The 21739-nt window shown below is 42.4% G+C and carries 22 protein-coding genes; 19 read left to right on the top strand and 3 right to left on the bottom strand.

Going from position 1 to position 21739, the window contains the following annotated elements:
• Window positions 1-83: 83 nt before the first annotated feature.
• Window positions 84-449, bottom strand: coding sequence for a MerR family transcriptional regulator (locus R8925_RS11905; RefSeq protein ID WP_430536061.1), 366 nt, complete (start codon window positions 447-449; stop codon window positions 84-86).
• A 96-nt stretch (window positions 450-545) separates the two neighbouring features.
• On the opposite strand from R8925_RS11905, the gene R8925_RS11900 reads away from it, so the two are divergent.
• Together R8925_RS11900 and R8925_RS11895 are read left to right on the top strand one after the other, a co-directional pair.
• Window positions 546-1313: an SDR family NAD(P)-dependent oxidoreductase gene (locus R8925_RS11900; RefSeq protein ID WP_430536060.1), complete on the top strand. Its 768-nt coding sequence runs from the start codon at window positions 546-548 to the stop codon at window positions 1311-1313.
• 201 nt (window positions 1314-1514) lie between these two features.
• Entirely contained in the window at window positions 1515-1667 is a 153-nt protein-coding gene (locus tag R8925_RS11895; protein WP_430536059.1) for a hypothetical protein, read from the top strand.
• 116 nt (window positions 1668-1783) lie between these two features.
• Here the strand turns inward: R8925_RS11895 and R8925_RS11890 are convergent, their stop codons facing one another.
• A complete protein-coding gene (locus R8925_RS11890; protein WP_430536058.1) occupies window positions 1784-2662 on the bottom strand; it encodes a hypothetical protein in 879 nt (292 codons plus the stop codon).
• 564 nt (window positions 2663-3226) lie between these two features.
• Between R8925_RS11890 and R8925_RS11885 the strand changes: the two genes are divergently transcribed.
• The 7 genes from R8925_RS11885 (at window position 3227) to R8925_RS11855 (ending at window position 7859) form a co-directional block, all read left to right on the top strand.
• A complete protein-coding gene (locus tag R8925_RS11885; protein ID WP_430536057.1) occupies window positions 3227-4210 on the top strand; it encodes a mannose/fructose/sorbose PTS transporter subunit IIA in 984 nt (327 codons plus the stop codon).
• A gap of 25 nt (window positions 4211-4235) precedes the next feature.
• On the top strand, window positions 4236-5042 hold the full coding sequence (locus tag R8925_RS11880) for a PTS mannose/fructose/sorbose transporter subunit IIC (RefSeq protein ID WP_430536056.1): 807 nt from the start codon (window positions 4236-4238) through the stop codon (window positions 5040-5042).
• A gap of 22 nt (window positions 5043-5064) precedes the next feature.
• Entirely contained in the window at window positions 5065-5982 is a 918-nt protein-coding gene (locus tag R8925_RS11875) for a PTS system mannose/fructose/sorbose family transporter subunit IID (RefSeq protein WP_430536055.1), read from the top strand.
• Between the two features lie 114 nt (window positions 5983-6096).
• The gene (locus R8925_RS11870; protein WP_430536054.1) at window positions 6097-6480 is read left to right on the top strand and encodes a DUF956 family protein; all 384 of its coding nucleotides are present in this window, start codon (window positions 6097-6099) and stop codon (window positions 6478-6480) included.
• 155 nt (window positions 6481-6635) lie between these two features.
• Entirely contained in the window at window positions 6636-6992 is a 357-nt protein-coding gene (locus R8925_RS11865; protein WP_430536063.1) for a DUF2200 domain-containing protein, read from the top strand.
• A 21-nt stretch (window positions 6993-7013) separates the two neighbouring features.
• Window positions 7014-7280, top strand: coding sequence for a P-loop NTPase family protein (locus R8925_RS11860; protein ID WP_430536053.1), 267 nt, complete (start codon window positions 7014-7016; stop codon window positions 7278-7280).
• Between the two features lie 30 nt (window positions 7281-7310).
• Window positions 7311-7859 carry a P-loop NTPase family protein gene (locus tag R8925_RS11855; protein ID WP_430536052.1) on the top strand — a complete coding sequence of 183 codons (549 nt, stop codon included), beginning with the start codon at window positions 7311-7313 and terminating at the stop codon, window positions 7857-7859.
• 48 nt (window positions 7860-7907) lie between these two features.
• Here R8925_RS11855 and R8925_RS11850 read toward each other — a convergent pair whose 3' ends face one another.
• A complete protein-coding gene (locus tag R8925_RS11850) occupies window positions 7908-9125 on the bottom strand; it encodes an RtcB family protein (RefSeq protein WP_430536051.1) in 1218 nt (405 codons plus the stop codon).
• A gap of 88 nt (window positions 9126-9213) precedes the next feature.
• Between R8925_RS11850 and R8925_RS11845 the strand changes: the two genes are divergently transcribed.
• The 10 genes from R8925_RS11845 (at window position 9214) to R8925_RS11800 (ending at window position 21638) form a co-directional block, all read left to right on the top strand.
• Window positions 9214-10458, top strand: a complete 1245-nt coding sequence (locus R8925_RS11845; protein ID WP_430536050.1) for a WYL domain-containing protein — start codon at window positions 9214-9216, stop codon at window positions 10456-10458.
• Window positions 10445-11374 (top strand): WYL domain-containing protein, encoded by a 930-nt coding sequence (locus tag R8925_RS11840; RefSeq protein ID WP_430536049.1) that lies wholly within the window; start codon window positions 10445-10447, stop codon window positions 11372-11374. Before R8925_RS11845 ends, R8925_RS11840 begins: the two co-directional genes overlap by 14 nt.
• A gap of 91 nt (window positions 11375-11465) precedes the next feature.
• Window positions 11466-12977, top strand: a complete 1512-nt coding sequence (locus R8925_RS11835; RefSeq protein WP_430536048.1) for a phosphohexomutase domain-containing protein — start codon at window positions 11466-11468, stop codon at window positions 12975-12977.
• 14 nt (window positions 12978-12991) lie between these two features.
• Entirely contained in the window at window positions 12992-13753 is a 762-nt protein-coding gene (locus tag R8925_RS11830) for a tyrosine-protein phosphatase (RefSeq protein ID WP_430536047.1), read from the top strand.
• Between the two features lie 511 nt (window positions 13754-14264).
• On the top strand, window positions 14265-14819 hold the full coding sequence (gene pth, locus R8925_RS11825) for an aminoacyl-tRNA hydrolase (protein ID WP_430536046.1): 555 nt from the start codon (window positions 14265-14267) through the stop codon (window positions 14817-14819).
• A gap of 68 nt (window positions 14820-14887) precedes the next feature.
• Entirely contained in the window at window positions 14888-18433 is a 3546-nt protein-coding gene (mfd, locus tag R8925_RS11820; RefSeq protein ID WP_430536045.1) for a transcription-repair coupling factor, read from the top strand.
• Window positions 18434-18471: 38 nt separating this feature from the next.
• The gene (locus R8925_RS11815; RefSeq protein WP_430536044.1) at window positions 18472-20043 is read left to right on the top strand and encodes a putative polysaccharide biosynthesis protein; all 1572 of its coding nucleotides are present in this window, start codon (window positions 18472-18474) and stop codon (window positions 20041-20043) included.
• Window positions 20044-20162: 119 nt separating this feature from the next.
• Complete coding sequence (locus R8925_RS11810; protein WP_277619741.1) at window positions 20163-20426, top strand: RNA-binding S4 domain-containing protein; 264 nt, start codon at window positions 20163-20165, stop codon at window positions 20424-20426.
• Between the two features lie 67 nt (window positions 20427-20493).
• Complete coding sequence (locus R8925_RS11805) at window positions 20494-21204, top strand: sirohydrochlorin chelatase (RefSeq protein WP_430536043.1); 711 nt, start codon at window positions 20494-20496, stop codon at window positions 21202-21204.
• Window positions 21201-21638, top strand: a complete 438-nt coding sequence (locus R8925_RS11800; protein WP_430536042.1) for a precorrin-2 dehydrogenase/sirohydrochlorin ferrochelatase family protein — start codon at window positions 21201-21203, stop codon at window positions 21636-21638. Before R8925_RS11805 ends, R8925_RS11800 begins: the two co-directional genes overlap by 4 nt.
• Window positions 21639-21739 lie beyond the last annotated feature (101 nt).

Raw genomic sequence — 21739 nt, 5'->3', positions numbered from 1 at the left:
AAAATACGTATCCAAAATCTAAATGCAGATTTTGGATACGTATTTTTCTAGGTCAGAGAACCTTTTGTCTCAGACTCAACTTTTTATTTCGCCGAATGAGCGATTAACTTTTCATAGTTCTCAATTTTATGTTGCAATTCATTCTCGACATTTGTCAGATTTAGCAATTGCTCTTGAATAAACATCTGGTGATTCTGTAAAAGTTTGAGCCGTTGCGTTGCTGTATGTTCTCCTTCTAAAAATAATTCTGTATATTTTCTAATTTGCGCAATTGGCATTTGCGTTGCTTTTGGCCGCATGACAAATTTTAGCCAATCGATATGCCTGGAATCGAACATCCGCTCCCCGTTATCGTTTCTATGGGGCCAGATTATTTTTTCTTTTTCATAATATCGCAATGTATATGTACTTAAACCGACTAATTTCGCTGTTTCTCCGATAGAATACATAAATTTCCTCCTAATCACTTGACTTAGAGTTTACTGTAAGGTCTATACTTGCGACTATACCATAAAAATCCGGCGAAAGCCATTGGAGGAATGACGATGAAATACACAGTTATTACAGGAGCTAGCTCAGGAATTGGTTACGAAAGCGCGCTATTATTTGCCAAAAGAGGCAAAAACCTTGTAGTAGCGGCAAGGCGTGAAACCGAGTTGGCGCAGTTAAAGACTGAAATTGCGAAAATAAACCCAAATGTGGAAGTCCTGATTAAAATAGTAGATTTGACAGTAGCGGAAAACGTTTATAACTTTTACGCTGATTTAAAAGATTTAGAACTAGAGACATGGATAAATAACGCCGGATTTGGGAATTTTGATTCTATAAGTGAACAGAAACTGTCCAAGATTGAGTCGATGCTACACTTGAACATTGAAGCACTGACAATTCTTTCTTCACTGTTTGTTCGGGATTATGCGAATGTTGATGGAACGCAACTAATTAATGTTTCCTCTGGCGGCGGCTATGCAATCGTGCCTAATGCTATCACTTATTGCGCTACCAAATTTTACGTCAGCGCTTTTACAGAAGGACTATCTCATGAATTAAAGGCTACCAATGCCAAAATGCAAGCCAAGGTACTAGCGCCGGCCGCAACAGAAACCGAATTTGCGAAGCGAGCGCGGGATGAAGAAACATTCGATTACAAAGATTCCGTGGCAAAATATCATACTGGTAAAGAAATGGCAGGCTTTTTATTGGATCTCTATGATAGTAATAAAGTGCTTGGAATTGTTGACCCAGCAAATTATGAATTCTTGCTGATGGACCCGCAATTTAATTATGCGACCAGAGCTCAAACATCTAAATAGTGCGAAGAAACAGGTCGTTTTGAAGCGATCTGTTTTTTTTAAACGTCTTTAAACACGTATTAACTATGGTATAGGTGCATAAAAAGGAGGTATGAGTATGCCGATAACTCCTAAGAAAATGGCAAGGATATTGCTACAGCAACGGAAATGGCGGAGGACGCATTAGGTATTTATTTGTATGATCTGGAAGAGAACGGGGAGATGCTTCCAACTGCATCAAACCTAGGATATGTTTCTGTAAATGAGGAAGGCGCGTTTATCGCATTGATTGATTTCGATTATCTGGCTTACAAAATAAAAAATGGCAATCAAGCTGTCAAAAAAAACACTAACGATCCCCTCTTGGTTGAATAGTTTAGCAGAAAGAGAGAATATTAATTTCTCGCAAACATTGCAGGAAAGTTTGAAAGAAAAGTTGAATGTATAGAAAAAATGCTAGTTCAGCCTATTCGCCGAACTAGCATTTTATGTTATTCAAATTTACATTTTGTGAGCCCGCGTGATTGGGCGTCAGATAAGGTGACCTGTGTTTCACCATTGGAATTATTTAGACCACGACAGTTTTGATCAAAGTGATAACGTTTACCAGTCGCGGTAATATAAACCATCTCACCTTGGTCATCAGCAGGTTGTTGCTCCTCGGCTTGCCTGCGTTGTTCAGCTTCGCGTTGTTCCTTGGCTGCACGCTCTTTCTCGGCAGCGGCCAAACGGTCCCTTTCAGCAGATGCACGTTCATCAGCCGCACGTTTTTCTTCAGCTTTTCTGGCTTCTTCGGCAACTCGAGCGGCTTCTGCACGTTCGGCCTCAGCTATGCGCTCTTGCTCCTTTTTCTCAGCTTCTACGCGTTTTGCTTCGGCTACTTGTTTTTCTTGCTCGATTTTTGCAAGTTTTGTCTTATAGGTAGGATTGGCTTGATATGTAATGTCTTTTGATTCAGTTTGGCCTTTCCATGATGTGGTGAGTACCGCAGTTCCGTCATTTTGAACTTCTGTCAATGTGAATGCAAAATTCCCATCAGTATCCGAAGTCGCTGCTTGATCCGGATGGCCACTTGCTATCAGTGTCAAATCTGCATCAGGTTTTGTTTTCACAGAAATGGTGACGGTTCCATTTTCATCAGATTTAAAGCCGTTCTCCGCTTGAAGAACCAGTTTGGGTGATTTCTTCTCTTGTGTAGTTGTTGGCGTATCGTCCTTCGTTAATTCATCATCTGTAGGACCGCACCCTGCTACGATAAACGCAACCACACTTAAAGTTAAAAATAGTGACATCCCTTTTTTGAAACTTTTCTTCTTAGCAAAAAACGTTAGTAGGACAAGAAAAACACAAATTAAAGCTAATTTTATCATTTTTATCTTCCTCCCTATATGTAAGTATACAACATCGTAAAATAAAAGCAATATTTGGAAGTTAAATAAAAATAATAGCCTTACTGTAAAACGGTATGATATAATATCCTGCGGCAAATAGGATAGTTCTGTACAGTATCAATCTTTAAATGATATACTATATTAGAAGTGATAATAGCGTATCGACAATTAATACACTAACTTATATATCACCTATAATTGCGTATTTATTGCTGCTACATAAGCCTTTTCTTCTTGATACACTAAAGTTGGCACGGAAATTGCTTTATATTAGTTTGATGACGCATAGTGAAAACAAATAGGATTGAAAGAAGCTAATATTGGGTAATTATTGATATCCAGTCCGGAAACGGATGCTTTTTAAGATAGCCAGGGGATTGGGCTTATGAACGAGAGTGCAGAGTTTGATGGAAGCTCTGACGAATTGAAGGGGGGAGAGGGATTTCGAGCTTTGTGAAGAGACGCAACGAATGAACTAGCTAGTATTTTATGTTAGAGGTCTCTAAATGTTTGAAAAGTAAAGTTTACTTAGGAGGGAAAAAGATGGTAGGAATTATCCTCGCAACTCACGGCGAATTTGCTGAAGGTATCTTGCAATCCGGAACGATGATTTTCGGAGAACAAGAAAACGTTAAAGCAATCACATTGATGCCAAGCGAAGGCCCAGATGATATCAGAGCCAAGATGGAAGCTGCAATCGCATCATTTGATAGCCAAGATGAAGTACTATTCTTAGTTGATCTTTGGGGAGGCACCCCGTTCAACCAAGCAAATGGTTTGTATGAAGACCATAAAGATAAGTGGGCAATTGTAGCAGGCCTTAACTTGCCAATGTTGATTGAAGCTTTTGCATCACGCTTCTCCATGAACTCTGCGCAAGAAATCGCTAAAAACATCCTGACACCAGGACAAGAAGGCGTTCGTATTAAGCCAGAAGAGTTACAACCACAACCACAAGAAGCTGTTGCCTCAGAACAACCTAGTGGAGAACTTGCTCCAGGAACAGTTGTTGGGGACGGCAAAATTAAATTTGTCTTAGCACGCGTTGACTCTCGTTTACTACATGGTCAAGTTGCGACTGCATGGACAAAATCAACAAACCCGACTCGCATAATCGTTGTATCAGACGCAGTTTCTAAAGATGATCTTCGTAAAAAATTAATTGAACAGGCAGCACCACCGGGCGTTAAAGCCAATGTCATTCCTGTTGACAAAATGATTGAGATTTCTAAGGATCCACGATTTGGTAATACAAAAGCGCTTCTTTTATTCGAAAACCCGCAAGATGTTCTTCGTGCCGTTGAAGGTGGCGTAGAAATCGAGCAAGTAAACGTTGGTTCTATGGCCCATTCTGTAGGGAAAGTAGTGGTAAGTAAAGTACTTGCAATGGGACAAGAAGACGTAGAAGCTTTTGATAAACTGAAAGAAAAAGGGATCAAGTTTGATGTTCGTAAAGTTCCTAACGATTCGAGCGCAAACATGGAGGACATCATCAAGAAAGCAAAAGCTGAATTAAAAGCACAATAATAAATTCAAAATAGGAGGTATATTTATGTCTGTAATAGCAATAATTTTAGTAATATTAGTTGCCTTTCTAGCTGGTATGGAAGGAATCTTAGATGAATTCCAATTCCATCAGCCATTAGTAGCATGTACATTAATCGGACTTGTAACAGGTAACTTAACGGCATGTATTATCCTTGGTGGGACACTTCAAATGATAGCACTTGGTTGGGCAAATATTGGAGCAGCCGTAGCACCCGATGCAGCACTTGCATCTGTAGCATCAGCAATTATTTTAGTATTAGGTGGACAAGGCGTTGCAGGTATTCCTTCTGCGATTGCCATTGCAATTCCGCTTGCAGTAGCAGGTCTTTTCTTAACAATGATCGTTCGTACTTTGGCAGTTCCTATCGTACATTTAATGGATAGAGCTGCAGCAAAAGGTAGTTTCAAGGAAGTGGAGTGGTTGCATATCGGTGCAATCTGTATGCAAGGTATCCGTATCGCGATTCCTGCAGCAGCACTTCTATTCATTCCAGCACAAAGCGTTCAATCGTTCCTAGAATCAATGCCAGCTTGGTTAACAGAAGGTATGGCAATTGGTGGGGGAATGGTAGTAGCAGTAGGTTATGCACTAGTTATTAACATGATGGCAACAAAAGAAGTATGGCCATTTTTCATCATCGGTTTCGTCGTAGCAGCAATTACTCAATTAACACTTATCGCGATTGGTGCTCTAGGTGTTGCGTTAGCTCTTATTTACCTTAACCTTTCTAAAATGGGTGGCGGTAATTCAAACGGAGGCGGAGGCGGTAATTCCAAAGATCCGCTTGGCGACATTCTAAACGACTATTAAACCTAAAAAGGAGGAGAAAAGAATGGCAGAAACAGAAAAAATTGTCTTATCGAAAAAAGACCGCCTAAGTGTTGCATGGCGTTCTACGTTTATTCAAGGTTCTTGGAACTATGAGCGTATGCAAAATGGTGGTTGGGCATTCTCAATGATTCCAGCAATTAAAAAATTATATAAATCAAAAGAAGACCGTTCAGCGGCGATGAAACGTCACTTGGAATTCTTTAATACGCATCCATATGTTGCATCACCAATTCTTGGAGTAACGCTTGCACTGGAAGAAGAACGTGCGAATGGTGCACCAGTTGATGACGTAGCAATTCAAGGGGTAAAAGTTGGTATGATGGGACCACTAGCTGGTATTGGAGATCCAGTATTCTGGTTCACAATTCGTCCGATGCTTGGTGCGCTTGGTGCCTCTCTTGCAATTAGTGGGAATATCCTTGGTCCAATCATTTTCTTCTTAGCTTGGAACGTTATTCGTATGGGCTTCATGTGGTATACGCAAGAATTTGGTTACAAAGCAGGTTCTAAAGTTACGGATGACCTTTCTGGTGGTCTTTTACAAGATATTACAAAAGGTGCTTCGATTCTTGGTATGTTCGTGCTCGCTGCCTTGGTTCAAAGGTGGGTATCCATTGTCTTTAAACCGGTTATTTCTGAGGTTAAATTAGATAACGGTGCTTATATTGATTGGAATTCACTTCCAAGTGGTATTGATGGCGTTAAAATGGCATTTGAACAATATACTCAAGGACTATCACTATCTCAAATGAAAGTAACAACTCTGCAAAATAACTTGGATGACTTAATTCCAGGTCTTGCAGCGCTACTACTTACATTCCTATGTATGTGGTTGCTTAGAAAGAAAGTTAGTCCAATTATCATCATTCTAGGTCTTTTCGTAGTTGGTGTGGTTGGTCACGTAATCGGACTTCTTTAAAATTAGGCCGATAAAAAAGAGGCTGGCATTTATCGCTAGCCTCTTTTTATTGGTATATGGCAGGAAAAAAAGTATAATAAAGAAAACAGGCGAGAAGAAATGGAGCGAAAATAGTTGGTTCAATCAATTAATACAAAAGTAGACATGAAAATAGATGCTACTGCTTTTACAGGACTCACAGATTATGGGCATATCATGATTGGTGACAAAGGCTTTGAATTTTTCAATTCGCGTGATGTGCGCAAATTTATCCAGATTCCATGGGAAGAAGTGGATCAAGTCATCGTTTCAGTGATGCTAAAAGGAAAATGGATTCCGCGCTATGCAATTAAAACAAAGCGTAACGGAACATTCACTTTCGCTTCCAAAAAGCCAAAAGATGTACTTCGGGCTATTCGAGTATATGTCGACCCAGCTAACATGGTAAGTTCTTTAAGTTTCTTTGATGTAATAAAAAATGCTTTTCGATCGATGTTCAAGAAGAAAAAGAAGAAGTGAGCAGCTTTAGGCATAACGATATCTAAAAATGCTTCCCTTGCGAAGATGTATGCAGGGTGAGGCTTTTTTGTTGTGCTATGTAAGCGTTAATCATTGTTAATCGGCAGTAGCGTAGGTAGAATAGTATGTATATAAAGTTTGAGGAGGAGAAGATGATGAAGAATAATGAGAGGGTTTTTGCAATGTCATTTGCTAGTGTGTATCCGCTGTACATACAAAAAGCAGAGAAAAAAGAACGAACGAAAGCGGAAGTTGATGAGATTATATTTTGGCTGACGGGCTATGATGAGTTAGCTTTACAACGCATTTTGGATCAGAAAACTGATTTTAGAACTTTTTTTGGAGAGGCACCACAGTTAAATCCGAATGTTTCGCTAATTAAGGGCGTTATTTGTGGCTACCGTGTGGAGGAAATTGAAGATCCGTTGATGCAACAAATTCGTTATTTGGATAAATTAATTGATGAATTAGCTAAAGGCAAAGCGATGGAAAAAATATTACGAAAAAATTAGCGACATTGAGGTGTTGTGTGTATGAATACGAAATTAATCATGATTGAAGGGCTTCCTGGTTCGGGTAAAAGTACGTTAGCTGTAAAAATAGCGAACTATTACCGGAGCCGAGGTCTGAATGTTTCGGTGTATACGGAGGGAGCTTATCATCCCGCAGATTTGGCGTGGATTGCGTGCATTCCTGAGGCGGCGTTTCCAGCTATTTTAGAGCAGTTTGACAGTATAAAAGAAGAGATTCATAAACATACCAAGATGGAAAATGGTTATGCGATGGTTGCTTATGCATAGGTGAAGCCTCATAATGAGCTGTTTTATCAAATGATGGAGTCGTATGAGGTTTATGATAATCGGGTGCCTTTTTCGACTTTTGCGGAGTTGCACTGGAAGCGCTGGAAATCGTTTGGAGATAGGGCGATAGCAGAGGATGGAATCACTATTTTTGAGTGTTCATTTTTGCAGAATCATGTGGGCGAATTGATGAATTATCAGATGAAAGATTTGGATGCGATGAAGGCATATTTTAGCGAGTTGTTAAATACTGTGGCGGATTTGTCGCCGGTACTTATTTATCTTTCACATGCGGATATTAGGGAGTCTATTGAGCGTGTCGCGCAAGAGCGGATATTTGATGATGGGGGTTGGATTGATGGGATAATTCCTTACTATGAGAGTACGCCCTATGGAAAAAAGCATAATCGTGTAGGAATGGATGGCTTTGTTCAAACGCTTATGGATCGGAAGGAAGCAGAACTTGAGATTATCGCATCGTTGCCAATAGAAACATTTGTATATGAATGCTCGGGTTATGATTGGGATGAATTGTGGCTTAGGATTGAGAGCGACCTCGTACTTATATTGGGACTGTAGCTCGTCTGAATTCGAACAGTCCCAATATTCCAAGCGCTTCTTGCTCTTTTATCCTTTGACAACGCCTAGTGTGCGTAACGTTTTGATGGTTTCTACGAGATCGGTTTGGTTTTGCATAACCTCATCGATGTTTTTATAGGCAAAACGGCTTTCTTCAGCGACATCTTGTAGATTTTTCTTCCCGATTGTGATGTTATGGTCATTCAAATCTTGAAGTACTTCCTCCATTGGAAAATTACTTTTGGCACGTGTTCTGGAAAAATTCCGTCCAGCGCCGTGGGAAGAGGAATGGAAACTCTCCGGATTGCCAAGGCCACGAACAAGATAGCTTGTTGCTCCCATCGCACCTGGTATGATACCGAGTTCGCCGTTCCTTGCTCGTGTTGCACCTTTACGGTGAACCCAGACATTTTGTCCATAGTGGTTTTCGAGTGATGCGTAGTTATGATGGCAATTGATTTTGTCGGTAAATTGAGTCGTTTTGCCAAGCTTCTTCTTGGCATGTTTCGCGAAAATGGTCATTGTTGCTTCAAGCATGGTTTCACGATTTTCAAAAGCATAGTCAAGCGCGAGATTCATCCACTCGATGTAGGCACGACCTTCTAATGAATCAGTTGGTAAAAAAGCAAGAGTGTTGCGCTCTGGTATATCGCTTAGCCATTGTTGGTTGAGCTTGACGGCTAGTTTTTGAAAGTTCTGGCAAATTTGTGCGCCGAGATGGCGACTTCCAGAGTGGAGCATAATGCCGAGATAACCGTTTTCATCTTTTTGAAATTCAATAAAATGATTGCCACCGCCGAGTGTACCAATTTGATAGTAGGCGTTTTCAAGTAGTTCTGTTGCGTTTGGCAGTAGTTCGTAATGATCTTTTTGTGCAAGAGCCATATCGATGACGGCAGATTTTTTTGCTTCGCGGTGACGAGCTTTGCCGACGGGAATGGTGAATAGTGTTTCGTTCACGATGCCTTTGATGAAATTAGGATTGATTTCGCTTTCGTGGACGTCGGTTTGGATGTAACACATGCCACAGCCAATGTCCATGCCAACTGCGTATGGGATGATGGTGTTTTTGGTCGCGAGAACTCCGCCAATCGGCATACCTGCGCCGAGATGTGTATCAGGCATTAGTGCTAGCCATTTGTAGACGAATGGTAGGTTTGCGATTTGCTTTGCTTGTTCGAAGCACCTATCTTCAATTGCTGATTGATCTGCAAGCCAAATTTTGATTGGTTTTTTGGTTTCATTTTTTTCATAGTAAGTAAACATTGTTATTTCCTCATTTCCAGTTTATGATTTTAGTATAGAGGAGTTGCGCGGGTTTATCTTATAAAAAAAGGTGCGAGTGGGGGATATCATGGCTAAATCGTTTAATGAGTTGATTAAGAATTTTTCGGTGATTCGGAATTATGTAAGGGAGTTTTATGTGTATGGATTTAAGCAACGAGAGGATTTTACAACAAAAAGTGGGCGGAGTTACGATAATGAGCGGCGCAGGATTGAAAGTTATTTGAGAGAGTATGTGGAAGTGGAGCGGCAAGGAAATCGGAAGGCGCTGCGTTTGTTTATTGATCCGAATGAGATCACTGAGAATCCGATGTTTGCGGTTTGGCAGGCGAAGAGCTTTACGAAGAATGATGTTTTTCTGCATTTCGTGTTGATGGATATTTTTGCGGACGGTGAGGAGTACTCGGTGAATCAGGTGTTGGCACAGATTGATGAAGATTACTTGGTGCATTTTCATGATGGATTTATTGTGGAGGCGCTGACGTTGCGAAAAAAATTGGCGGAATATGTGGAATTGGATGTGTTGCGGCGAACGGAATCTGGGCGGGAGGTTTATTTTTCGCGGGTTGCGAGTGTGGTGTTGTCTGATCGAGCTTTGCGAGCGGTACAGTTTTTCAAGGAGATGGCTCCGCTTGGTGTGTTGGGGCATTATTTATTGCAACAGGAGCGCGGTTTGGATGCAGTATTTCGATATAAGCATTATTTTGTGATGCATACGCTAGAGGAGCAGGTTTGTTTGGATCTATTGGTAGCGATTCGGGAAGAACGATGGGTAGCTTTGACGCGGTTTGGGCGGGAGCGGGCGCTACGTTTTTTGCCTGTAAAGGTGCTGAATAGTGCTCAATCGGGACGACGATATGTGGTTGGAAAATCGAAGAAAGGGCAGTTTTTTGCGTTTCATCGGTTGGATCAGATTGAGCGGGTGAATTTGGTAGAGGTCGCGACGGATTTCGGAATGGAAAAGGCGCATTTTGATGAGGTGCGAAAATTTATGTGGAGTGCGGGATTTGATCGGCGGGTGGTGCATATATTACGCGTGACGCTTTCGATTGATGAGGTGAGTGAGGCGTATATGCTGGACCGGATTCGGATGGAAGGGCGGCATGGGAGACTTATTCGGTTAACTCCAAAGCGGTTTGAATATAGAGTAGAGACGTATGATTTGAATGGGATGAAGCCTTTTTTGCGGACATTTGTGGGACGCATTGTAGCGATTGATTCGGGTGATGTTGCATGGGAACAGCAGTTTTTTGCGGAGATTGCGGATATGTATCGGCTTTATTTTGAGGAGGGGACGACGGTTGGAGATATTTAATGAAATGTATGGAGCATATTATCGAGTCGTTCTAGAGATTTTGAGGCGGCGAAGCGGAGTGTCGAAGCAGGAGATGGCAGCGATTGTACAACAACTGGGGTTTGATGAGAGTGGATTGCATTTGTTACCGCAGTTGACGGAGCAGTGGCATCTGTTGCGGGAGCGGGATGGAGTTTACGAACCTATCTTGAAAAAGGACTGGGTGCCGGTGCAAGGCGTGCTTGAGAAACGGTGGCTGAAAACGATTTTGCGGGATTCACGGATGGGCTTGTTTCTAGGAGATAGTGAAATAGGGGAGTTGGAACGAGAGCTTGTAGACTATGAGGTATTGTTTGATGCTGACTCGATGTGGTGTTTTGATCAGTTTCGGGATGGCGATGCTTATCTGGAACCGACATATAGAGCTAATTTTGGAGTCGTTTTGCAGGCTCTTGAGGATAAGAGGGAGTTGGAATTGGCCTATCAGGTACGTGAACGAGAGATGTTGCGGGGAACTTTTTTGCCGTATCGGTTGGAGTTTTCAGAGAAGAATGATCGGTTTCGGTTGCTTTGTTTTAGGAAGGGGGATTTGAAGCCGTTTACGATGAATGTGGGAAAGGTGATGGAAGTGCGGATTGGTGCTTCTGTCGACATGGCTTTGCCAGAGCATCGGGCGGAGATGGTCGTTGTGACGTGTCATGTGGTGAATCACCGGAACGCGGTAGATCGGGCGATGATTCATTTTGCAGATTATAAGAAAAAGGCGTTTCGAACGGAGCGGGAGCATGTGTTTGAGCTGGAGATTTATTGTCCAACTGGGGATTTGACAGAGCTTGTGATTCAGTTATTGTCATTTGGACCGATGATGAAAGTTTTGGGGCCGGAGCGTGTCGTTGGAGAGATGAAGGCGCGGTTGGCGAGGCAAATGGCGTTATAATACAAAAATGGGATGGTCTTGCGTCGCTATCGGACAGATTTTTTGGTACAATAAACGAGAGACTATACATAGAAATTGGAGGAATGGGATTATGGCTTTGAAGGACTTGCAGAATGGCTCGGATATTAGAGGAATTGCGATTGAGACGGAGAAACACGATGTAACTTTAACGGATGAACATGTAAGTGCAATTGCGATTGGCTTTGCGGCTTGGTTGCGCGATGTGAAAAAGACTGGTGAACAGGCAACTGTGGCGATTGGGCATGATAGTCGATTGTCTGCTGAGCGTGTGAAAGATGTTCTTGTAGCGAGCTTGACGCGGTCTGGCATCGATGTTGTGGATGTTGGCTTGGCTACGACACCAGCAATGTTCATGGCAACGCAATATGAAGATTATCAGTGTGATGCGGCAATTATGATTACAGCAAGTCATCTTCCTTATTTCTACAATGGTCTGAAATTGTTCACGCGTGACGGTGGCGCAGAACATGAGGATATTGATTATATTATGGAACATGCAGACGCGGTTTTTGTGGCAAGTGTTGCGGGCTCAGTGACGCATAAACGGTTGCTGGAAACGTATGCTGCAGACTTAGTTGGCAAAATTCGCGCTGGGATTAATGATGAGGTGCGCTACGAGGAACCGCTTGATGGAAGCCATATCGTGGTGGATGCGGGAAATGGCGCGGGTGGCTTTTTTGCGACTGAGGTTTTGGCTAAGTTAGGTGCGGATATTACGGGAAGCCAGTTCCTTGATCCTGATGGGAATTTCCCGAATCATATTCCGAATCCTGATAATAATGAGGCAATGGCGAGTTTGAAGGAAGCTGTATTGTCGAATAAAGCCGATTTGGGCGTTATTTTTGACACGGATGTGGATCGGGCAGCGATTGTGAATCGGGATGGCGAGAGTTTGAATCGGAATCCATTGATTGCTGTGATTTCGGCGATTATTTTGGATGAGCATCCAGGAACGACGATTGTGACGGATTCAACTACTTCGACGCATTTAGAGGATTTCATTGAGGCGCTTGGTGGGAAACAGCACCGGTTTAAGCGTGGATATCGTAATGTGATTAATGAGGCGATTCGGTTGAATGAGGCTGGGACGCAGAGTGAAATTGCGATTGAAGTCAGTGGTCATGCAGCTTTAAGGGAAAACTATTTCTTGGATGACGGCGCGTATTTGATTGCGAAAATTTTGATGCGTTATGCGAAGTTGCGTAAAGAGGGCAAGGATTTGGCGGATTTGACGCAAAGTTTGAAGGTCCCAGCAGATAATGATGAGATTCGCCTGTCGATTTTGGCAAGCAATTTTAAGTCATATGGGTTAGCGGCTTTAGAAGATTTCAAAGAATTTGTGGCTAAAACGGATGGTTTGGAATTGGAGCCTGTAAATCAAGAGGGCGTTAGGGTCAACACGAGTGGTGCGTTTGGAAATGGATGGTTCTTGCTACGTATGAGTTTACACGAGCCTGTTATGCCAGTAAACTTAGAGAGTGATGAAGTAGGTGGAGTCGATAAAATTAAGGCAGTACTGCAAGAATTCTTCGGAGGTTATGCGGAAATCGATAGTGCAAGCTTGCAAAAAATAAGCCAATAGAAGGAATGAGAAGTATGATTGATATACATTGCCACATCTTGAATCAGTTGGATGACGGGCCAAAAACGGAAACGGGCAGTCTTGCCATGGCGCAACAAGCAATAGCAGAGGGGTTCACGGATATCATTGCAACACCGCATCATTTGAAAGGCGATTATTTTAATCTGCGTCCTTCTGTTGCCGAGCATGTAGCGGATTTGAACGAGGCGATTAAGGACTATGGGATGGAGTTGCAAGTGCATGTTGGACAGGAAGTGCGTCTGCACGGCGAAATTATCGAGGGTCTGAAAAATGGTGATTTGGCATCACTTGCAGGAAGTCGATATGTGTTGATTGAGTTTCCAACGCAGAGTATTCCGGTGTTTACAGAGCAGTTGTTTTATGACTTGCAGATGGCGGGGTATGTGCCAGTAATTGCGCATCCAGAGCGGAATTTTGAGATTATGGAAAATCCAGAGCGCTTGTATGAATTTGTGTCGCATGGCGCTTTGGCACAGCTTACTTGGTCGAGTTTAGATGGGAAGTTTGGTAAAAAGTCTAAGAAATCGAGTGAGATTTTGCTGGAGAATCAGTTGGTGCACTTTTTGGCGACGGATGCGCATGATACAACTAGGCGGCCACTTTTGCATAAGGAGATTGAACAGCGGCTGGTGAAGCGAATCGGTTCGAGTTATATGGGATACTTAAAAGAAAATGGCGCGAGAGTACTTAAAAATGATGTGATTATCGCGGAAGATTATACAATGCCATCGCAAAAACGATTTTTTCTATTTTGAGAAAGTATAATAAAGGAAAGCAATTTGAAGCCATTATGAAATACGAGTATCTCATTTCATAGCGGTTTTGCTATTGCTTTTTTCTGTAATTTTGTTTATTTTTCAGATAATCTATGGTTAGCATTAATAGGAAAGTAAGAATACCAGCGCCACTGACTAGCAAATAATAGAAAAATTGAGTTGTAAAGGTGACATACATGAATATAGAGATGAAGTAAATTAAGCCTAATAGACTGAGCTAGTTTGATTTTATAAATGCCACTTCATTTCTGCCTTCTTTCTTGTTTGGTGTCTTCATAACTTAGAGCGAAAAGAGCGTTTTTACATTAATACTAGCAAATAAAACTAAAAGAATCATCTACGTGCTCCTTATTTTTATAGTAGTTTCTCCTCAGCTTGCTAAAGACATCCCTTTCTTACAATGCCAAACCGTGGTATAATCAAACAAAACGCATAGTCGTAAACAACCATTTCATTAGTGAAGTGGTTTAATTCATTGAGGAGAGTCGTTATGAAGATGATTGTTGGGCTCGGAAATCCGGGTAAAAAATATGAACGTACTAGGCATAATGTCGGTTTTATGGTTGTCGATGAGCTTAGTTTTAGATATCAAACGCCTTGGAAGAAGTCGAAATTTAATGGGATGACAAGTAGTATCGTTGTAAATGGCGAGAAAATGTTGCTCGTGAAACCGTTAACTTTTATGAATCTTTCGGGAGAATGTGTGCGTCCGTTGATGGATTATTATGATATTTCAGTGAACGACGTGATGATTATTTATGACGATTTGGATTTGCCTACTGGGAAAATAAGACTTAGACAAAAGGGCAGTGCTGGTGGTCATAATGGGATGAAATCATTGATTCAGCATTTGAAAACACAGGAATTTAATCGGATTCGCATTGGTGTGGATCGACCTGCAAATGGTGATGTTTTGAATTACGTGCTTGGCGATTTTCCAAAATCGGAGCATGCGGATATTATTGCGGCAATTAAGACGAGTGCAGACGCCATAGAGGCTTGGTCAAATAAGAGTTTTGCAGATGTTATGAACCAATTTAACTAGTGCATAGCAGCCGGATTATTCCGGCGAAAAATTTAGATGGAATATTCAAAAAAAGGAGGCCTTTTAGCGTGAAAGGATTGCAACAGCTAGTCTATGAACAAAAAGATATTCGTGGCGTGATTAAAGAGTTAGAAGAAAAGGGGAAATCGCAATTAGTAACGGGGCTTTCAGGTTCGAGTCGGGCGTTATTCGCTAGTGTTATTGAGGGTGGAACGCAACGACCGGTTATTTTTGTAACACATAATTTGTATCATGCTCAGAAATTATATGATGATTTGTCGGCTTTACTAGACAGTGATCGTCTTTACTTATATCCTGCCGATGAGTTGATTTCGTCGGAGCTTAGTATTTCAAGCCCAGAACTTCGCGGGCAACGTGTCGAAGTGCTGCAGTTTTTGTTATCTAGAAAACCAGGAATCGTGATTGTTCCTGTTGCTGGCTTGCGCAAAATTTTGCCACCAGTTTCAATTTGGGAAAAGTATAATATTTCGTTGATTCAAGGTACGGAGATTGACCCAGAAGGCTTGCAGAGTCAGCTTGTAACAATGGGGTATTCAAGAAGCGATATGGTCAATACGCCGGGTGAATTCAGTATTCGCGGTGGGATTATCGATATTTATCCGATTACGGAGGAACACCCGATTCGATTGGAGTTATTTGATACGGAAGTGGATTCGTTGCGTTTCTTTGATGTGGATTCGCAACGGTCAATTGAGACAGTAGAGGAGTTTAAGCTAGTTCCTGCGACTGAGATTTTGGTGGAGCCAGCATTTTTTCCTGATTTGGTAACGCGAATTGAGAAAAAGCTGGTAGAGACGCTGAAACAGATGTCAGGTGATAAGGAAAAGCAACAACTGGTGGAAAACTTGGAAGCGGATTTAGAGTTACTTCGTGATGGACAGAAACCGGATATGTTCTTCAAGTATATTGGGATGTGCTACCCAGATCCAGCTTCTTTACTTGATTATGTGCCACAGAACTCGATTTTGCTGTTCGATGAGTTTGCGCGGATTCAAGAGACAGATGAGCGGTTAGAAAAAGAAGAAGCGGAATGGCAAACGGAGACGCTTGAGCGGTTGGAAACAGTTCGTGATACGAAAATGAGCCATAATTTCCGAGCGCTTTTGGAGACGGATCGGTTGTCGCGAATTTATTTATCACTGTTTCAAAAAACGCCTAACAGTGTGCGGATTGCAAAGATGACGAATATTGTTTACAAGCAAATGCAGCAATTCCATGGTCAGATGAACGTTTTAAAAACGGAGATGGATAGCTGGTCGAAGAATAATTATGCGGTCGTGATTTTGGCGCCGTCGATTGAGCGTGCGGAAAAAATGAAGCAGACGCTTGTAGATTATGAGATGGAAAGCGTGATTTTAAAGGATGAGTCGGAGGTTCCGAAATTTGGTCAGACGCAATTTGTGCTTGGCAGTTTTCAGAATGGGTTTGAGTTGCCGCTTGCCAAAGTTGTGTTCATTAGTGAGACGGAACTTTTTAATAGTAAGAAGAAGCAGAAACCTAAGAAACGGCAGAAATTATCGAATGCGGAGCGAATTCAGAGTTATTCCGAGCTGAAGGTTGGCGATTATGTCGTTCACGTGAATCACGGGATTGCGCGCTATGTTGGGATGGAGACGCTGGACATCAATGGTGTGCATAAGGATTACTTATTGTTGATGTATCAAGGCGATGATAAGCTATTTATCCCGGTAGAACAATTGGAGCTCGTGCAGAAATATGTTGGCTCAGAAGGTAAGGCGCCGAAGCTAAACAAGCTTGGCGGCACGGAGTGGAAACGTGTCAAGACGCGAGTTCAGGCTTCTGTGCAAGATATTGCGGACGATTTAATCAAATTGTATGCAGAACGTGAGGCAGAACGTGGTTATGGCTTTAGTCCTGACGGCGAAATGATGCGCGAGTTTGAGGATGCGTTTCCATATCAGGCAACGGAGGATCAGTTGCGCTCGATTATGGAGATTAAGAAGGACATGGAACGCGAACGGCCAATGGATCGCTTACTGGTTGGAGATGTTGGTTATGGGAAAACCGAAGTTGCTTTGCGCGCGGCGTTTAAGGCGATGATGGACGGAAAACAAGTTGCCTTCTTAGTTCCGACAACGATTCTAGCGCAACAACATTACGAAACGATGAAAGAGCGGTTCCAAGGGTTCCCGATTGAGGTTGGATTGTTGAGCCGATTCCGGACGCGAAAACAACAAAATGAGACGCTAAAGGGCTTGAAGTCTGGGCACGTGGACGTTGTTGTTGGAACGCATCGGTTACTATCGAAAGATGTTGAATATCATGATTTAGGTTTCCTTATTATCGATGAGGAGCAACGGTTTGGCGTAACGCACAAGGAGAAGATTAAGCATATCCGCTCAAAAATTGATGTGCTGACGTTGACGGCGACACCGATTCCGCGGACACTACATATGTCGATGCTTGGTGTGCGTGATTTATCGGTGATTGAGACTCCTCCTGCCAATCGTTTTCCTGTGCAAACGTATGTAGTGGAGCAGAATAATGTATTGATTCGGGAAGCGATTGAGCGAGAGCTAGCGCGTGATGGTCAAGTTTTCTTTCTGCACAATCGAGTGGATTCTATTTTGCAAAAAGCGGATGAGATTAAGATGCTCGTTCCAGATGCGCGGATTGCAGTGGCGCATGGTCAAATGACGGAAACAGAGCTTGAGTCTGTGATTTTGAGCTTCCTTGAGGGAGAATTTGATGTGTTGGTGACAACGACGATTATTGAAACGGGTGTAGATATTCCGAATGTAAATACGTTATTTGTCCAAAATGCAGATCATATGGGGCTTTCCCAGCTATACCAATTACGTGGTCGTGTTGGTCGTTGGAACCGAATTGCGTACGCGTATTTTATGTACCAGAAGGATAAAATTTTACGTGAAGAGGCGGAAAAAAGGTTGCAGGCCATCAAAGAATTTACGGAGCTTGGTTCGGGGTTCAAAATTGCAATGCGTGACTTGTCGATTCGCGGGGCTGGTAATATTTTAGGGTCGCAGCAACATGGCTTTATTGATTCTGTCGGCTTCGATTTATATTCACAAATGTTGCAAGAAGCAATTGCCGCACGTCAACCTAAAGAAGAGCATGAAAAAATTGTACCTGTGGAGATTGATATTACGGTTGATGCCTATATTCCCGAGCATTATATTCAAGATGGACGTCAAAAAATTGAGATGTATAAGCGATTCCGGACTGTTCTTGACATGGATGATTTGGAAGAATTGCGTTCGGATATGATGGATAGATTTGGCGAATATCCGGAGCAAGTGGAATATTTATTCATGATTACTGAACTAAAAGTGTATGCGATGCGTGTTGGTATTGAGTCTATAAAACAAGACGCTGAGAAGATTACGATTCAGTTCTCAGAAGGCGGAACGCAAAATATGCGCGGCGACATGGTGATGCAGGTTATTGGCGAATATGGTCGCCAGATCGGTGTTGGCATGGATGGTCAGCAGCTTAGAATTACGGTTAACGTCAGCAAGAAACCACTCCAAGAATGGCTATTTGATTTGAAAACTTTGACGGATAAACTTTCAGAGGCGAAAAAAGAAGTTTCAGAATCAAACACAGAATAAGCGAATATCTAATCTTTAGAAAAGGCGGTGGCGTATAGATGGCTCAAAAAACAATGAAGAACTTAATGAAAGGCGCTGTTTGGCTAACGCTTGCGTCATTGCTATCTAAAATACTTAGCGCGGTTTACCGTATCCCTTTCCAGAACATGGTTGGGGATATTGGTTTTTATATATTTCAGCAAGTCTATCCGATTTATGGGATTGCGATGACGTTAGCTTTGGCGGGCTTTCCAATTATTGTGTCACGACTGATTGCTGAAGAAAAAAATGTTACGAAACGCGAAGAAATTTTTCAATCGGCGTTACAGGTTATGATGGGTGTGGGGCTTGTTTTTTTCCTCATGATTTTCTTTGGAGCCGAATTCATCGCTCGCGTTATGGGTGATGTCCACCTAACAATTCTGATTCGCGTCATCAGCTTTTCCTTTTTATTAATGCCGTTTTTAGCGAGTTTTCGAGGTTTTTTCCAAGGGCATGAACAGATGATTCCGACCGCGGTTTCACAGACTATCGAACAACTTGTGCGTGTTATTATCATTATCGCAGGAGCAACAGGAGCCGCCGCGCTTGGTTGGAACCTCTATATGACAGGTGCTGTAGCAATGAGTGGCGCTGTCATTGGTGGACTGGGAGCGCTTGGTACACTACTTTATTTCTATTGGCGCAAAAAGCCTGAGAAAATTACGCTCACAAAAAAATGGGCAAATGCGAAGTTCGTCAAACGCTTTTTAGCGCAGAGTATCGCCGTTTGTACTACAAGCGCGATGCTGATTCTTTTCCAACTATTAGACTCGTTCCAAGTTTACCGCCTTATGCGTGAATCCGGAATCGATGCTACTACTGCAAAAAGCTTAAAAGGAATTTATGATCGCGGTCAGCCGTTGCTACAACTAGGTTTGGTGCTGTGTATGGGTCTCGCACTTGCCATCGTACCAATGATTACGTCTGCAAAATCGCGTGGAGAAACAAAGGAATTACGCCGATCCGTCCTGCTCATCATCAAGCTCACTATTCTACTATCGGGAGCAGCAACACTAGGTCTTATCGCTATCATGCGTCCAACAAACCAAATGCTTTTCGAAACCGCAGCAGGAACCGGCGTCCTACAAATTTTCATTCTATCCCTATTCCTGAGCTCGCTAATCGTAACCATGAGTAGCATTCTCCAAGGATTCGGCAATATGGCGGGGCCTGCTGTTGCAGTCTGCGTCGGACTTATCGTCAAAATTGCTACAAACGCCATCCTTGTGCCACGATTCACGACATACGGCGCCTCGTGGTCCACCGTCATCGGTCTTGCGGCAACGCTTATTATGTGTTACATCCTGCTCAAGCGCCAACTACCAGTCCCGTTCATCCGCAAACACATGATTGGCTGGGCGCTACTCGCGTTTATATTAATGATTATTATTCCAATAACGTGGGAAGCAACTTGGCCACTCACAAGCCGAACAGGAAGTGCAATCCAAGCCTTGCTAGGAGCTCTAATCGGGGGCATCATCTTTTTCTATTGCATCATCAAATTCAAACTACTCACGACTCGCGACCTCGTCTATATGCCATTTGGATCGAAGCTAATGTGGCTCGCCAATAAAATTCACAAAAAATAACTATTTGCGCCTGAATCGAATTAGGCGAAGTTGACTGGTATAGTTGCAATTTTACGTTAATCGTGCGAAGATAAAGATAAATTTTACAAACAAAGGATGGATGAAAAATGGCAGGAACTATGCGTTTAGATAAATTTTTAAAAGTATCCCGACTAATCAAGCGCCGCACCGTCGCGAAAGAAGTCGCTGAAAAAGGCCGTATTTCGGTAAATGGTGTCGTTGCCAAACCAGGCACAAACGTTAAAGTAGAGGACGAACTTGTTATCAAATTCGGACAAAAAACGGTGACAGCACGCATTGATCGTTTAGAAGAAAATGCCCGTAAAGAAGTTGCAACAGAGATGTACACGATTTTAAAAGAAGAACGCAAAGATGAAGAATAAATGAAAATTCGAGTTTGAGACGCATGTCAGGTTTCAAGCTCTTTTTTCACATTCGAGGAGGAAAACAATGAAAGCCATCCTATACGTTGCCCATGGAAGTCGCCTACCCGAGAAAAACCGTGAATTTCGAGCTTTTGTCGCAGAGATAATGCAGAAAAGACCTGAATCTTGCCAAAAAATTGCTTTTCTAGAAAAAGAAGATGAATCTCTGCCACTCGTCGGTGAAGCAATGATTGCAGAAGGGGCAACGGAGATTACAGTCATGCCGATGCTGTTATTTCCCGCGATGCACGCAACAAAAGACATTCCAGAACATGTTGCTAAGCTACAATCTGCGCATCCGAGCGTGACATTTCACATTGCCGACACATTTGGTGCAGAGTTAGAAACAGTCAAGGTTGCAGCCACGCGCATTCGTGATGCTAAGCCAAGCTCTAACGCAACAATTCTGGTCATCGCTCATGGAAGCGCATCCTACGACGAACCGCGGAATCAGATGGAAAATGTCGTTGCTAAACTAAGCGCTGAGCTTGGCATTAAAGTCACACTTGGCATGCTCCACGGCGAACCGGACTACAAGCGAATCGCAGCGGAACTAACAGCAACAAAGAGCCCAGTTTACTGGATGCCTTACTTTCTTTTTACAGGCCAGCTCGTTGATAAAATTCGGACAGGGATCACAGAAATTAACTCGGATTTCTATGAAACTAGCTGTCTCGAACTAGACAAACAACTAGCAACCGCAGTTATTCGCAAAATTGAGGAGGCGCAACCATGAACGATGGCTATCCAGTGTTGCTACAGTTAACCGATAAAAACGTTACAATCATCGGTGGTGGTAAAATTGCAACTAGAAAAGCGCGAGGTCTTCTTATGACAGGAGCTAACATCACAGTCGTCGCCCCGTCATTCACAGAAGAGTTACAACAGATGGCTGTCTACCGAATCCAAGAAAAATATCAATCGACACATATCAAAACAGCATTTCTCATTTTCTGCTGTACGAATGATCCAGCAGTTAATACCCAAGTCACTAAGGATATAGCCACGCATCAACTAATTAACGACTGCACTGACAAGTCTAGATCAGACTTTTTCAACATGGCAACATTTCATCAAGAAGACCATCTAATCGCGATTTCGACAAATGGAGAGAATCCAGCTTGCACGACAGAAATCCTCCAAAATTTAAAACAAAGCGCTGATATTTGAGGCGCTTTTTTCAGTGTTTTCCCCCATACTAGAAGTAGGCCAATCCCTGTATAATTAAGTCATCTAATTTTACCACCAATTGTTCATTTGTTCACATGAAA

Origin of the sequence: Listeria rocourtiae subsp. hofi (genome assembly GCF_963575615.1) — a bacterium.
Taxonomy (GTDB): Bacteria; Bacillota; Bacilli; order Lactobacillales; family Listeriaceae; genus Listeria_A; species Listeria_A hofi.
Note: the sequence above shows the minus strand (reverse complement) of the source record. Positions and strands in the feature narration are given on the sequence as shown.

Excerpts from the sequence above, each read along its gene's own strand:
- R8925_RS11905 (WP_430536061.1), bottom strand. The coding sequence starts at position 449 with ATGTATTCTATCGGAGAAACAGCGAAATTAGTCGGTTTAAGTACATAT.
- R8925_RS11900 (WP_430536060.1), top strand. The coding sequence starts at position 546 with ATGAAATACACAGTTATTACAGGAGCTAGCTCAGGAATTGGTTACGAA.
- R8925_RS11895 (WP_430536059.1), top strand. The coding sequence starts at position 1,515 with ATGCTTCCAACTGCATCAAACCTAGGATATGTTTCTGTAAATGAGGAA.
- R8925_RS11890 (WP_430536058.1), bottom strand. The coding sequence starts at position 2,662 with ATGATAAAATTAGCTTTAATTTGTGTTTTTCTTGTCCTACTAACGTTT.
- R8925_RS11885 (WP_430536057.1), top strand. The coding sequence starts at position 3,227 with ATGGTAGGAATTATCCTCGCAACTCACGGCGAATTTGCTGAAGGTATC.
- R8925_RS11880 (WP_430536056.1), top strand. The coding sequence starts at position 4,236 with ATGTCTGTAATAGCAATAATTTTAGTAATATTAGTTGCCTTTCTAGCT.
- R8925_RS11875 (WP_430536055.1), top strand. The coding sequence starts at position 5,065 with ATGGCAGAAACAGAAAAAATTGTCTTATCGAAAAAAGACCGCCTAAGT.
- R8925_RS11865 (WP_430536063.1), top strand. The coding sequence starts at position 6,636 with ATGAAGAATAATGAGAGGGTTTTTGCAATGTCATTTGCTAGTGTGTAT.
- R8925_RS11860 (WP_430536053.1), top strand. The coding sequence starts at position 7,014 with ATGAATACGAAATTAATCATGATTGAAGGGCTTCCTGGTTCGGGTAAA.
- R8925_RS11855 (WP_430536052.1), top strand. The coding sequence starts at position 7,311 with ATGATGGAGTCGTATGAGGTTTATGATAATCGGGTGCCTTTTTCGACT.
- R8925_RS11850 (WP_430536051.1), bottom strand. The coding sequence starts at position 9,125 with ATGTTTACTTACTATGAAAAAAATGAAACCAAAAAACCAATCAAAATT.
- R8925_RS11845 (WP_430536050.1), top strand. The coding sequence starts at position 9,214 with ATGGCTAAATCGTTTAATGAGTTGATTAAGAATTTTTCGGTGATTCGG.
- R8925_RS11835 (WP_430536048.1), top strand. The coding sequence starts at position 11,466 with ATGGCTTTGAAGGACTTGCAGAATGGCTCGGATATTAGAGGAATTGCG.
- R8925_RS11830 (WP_430536047.1), top strand. The coding sequence starts at position 12,992 with ATGATTGATATACATTGCCACATCTTGAATCAGTTGGATGACGGGCCA.
- pth (WP_430536046.1), top strand. The coding sequence starts at position 14,265 with ATGAAGATGATTGTTGGGCTCGGAAATCCGGGTAAAAAATATGAACGT.
- R8925_RS11815 (WP_430536044.1), top strand. The coding sequence starts at position 18,472 with ATGGCTCAAAAAACAATGAAGAACTTAATGAAAGGCGCTGTTTGGCTA.
- R8925_RS11810 (WP_277619741.1), top strand. The coding sequence starts at position 20,163 with ATGCGTTTAGATAAATTTTTAAAAGTATCCCGACTAATCAAGCGCCGC.
- R8925_RS11805 (WP_430536043.1), top strand. The coding sequence starts at position 20,494 with ATGAAAGCCATCCTATACGTTGCCCATGGAAGTCGCCTACCCGAGAAA.
- R8925_RS11800 (WP_430536042.1), top strand. The coding sequence starts at position 21,201 with ATGAACGATGGCTATCCAGTGTTGCTACAGTTAACCGATAAAAACGTT.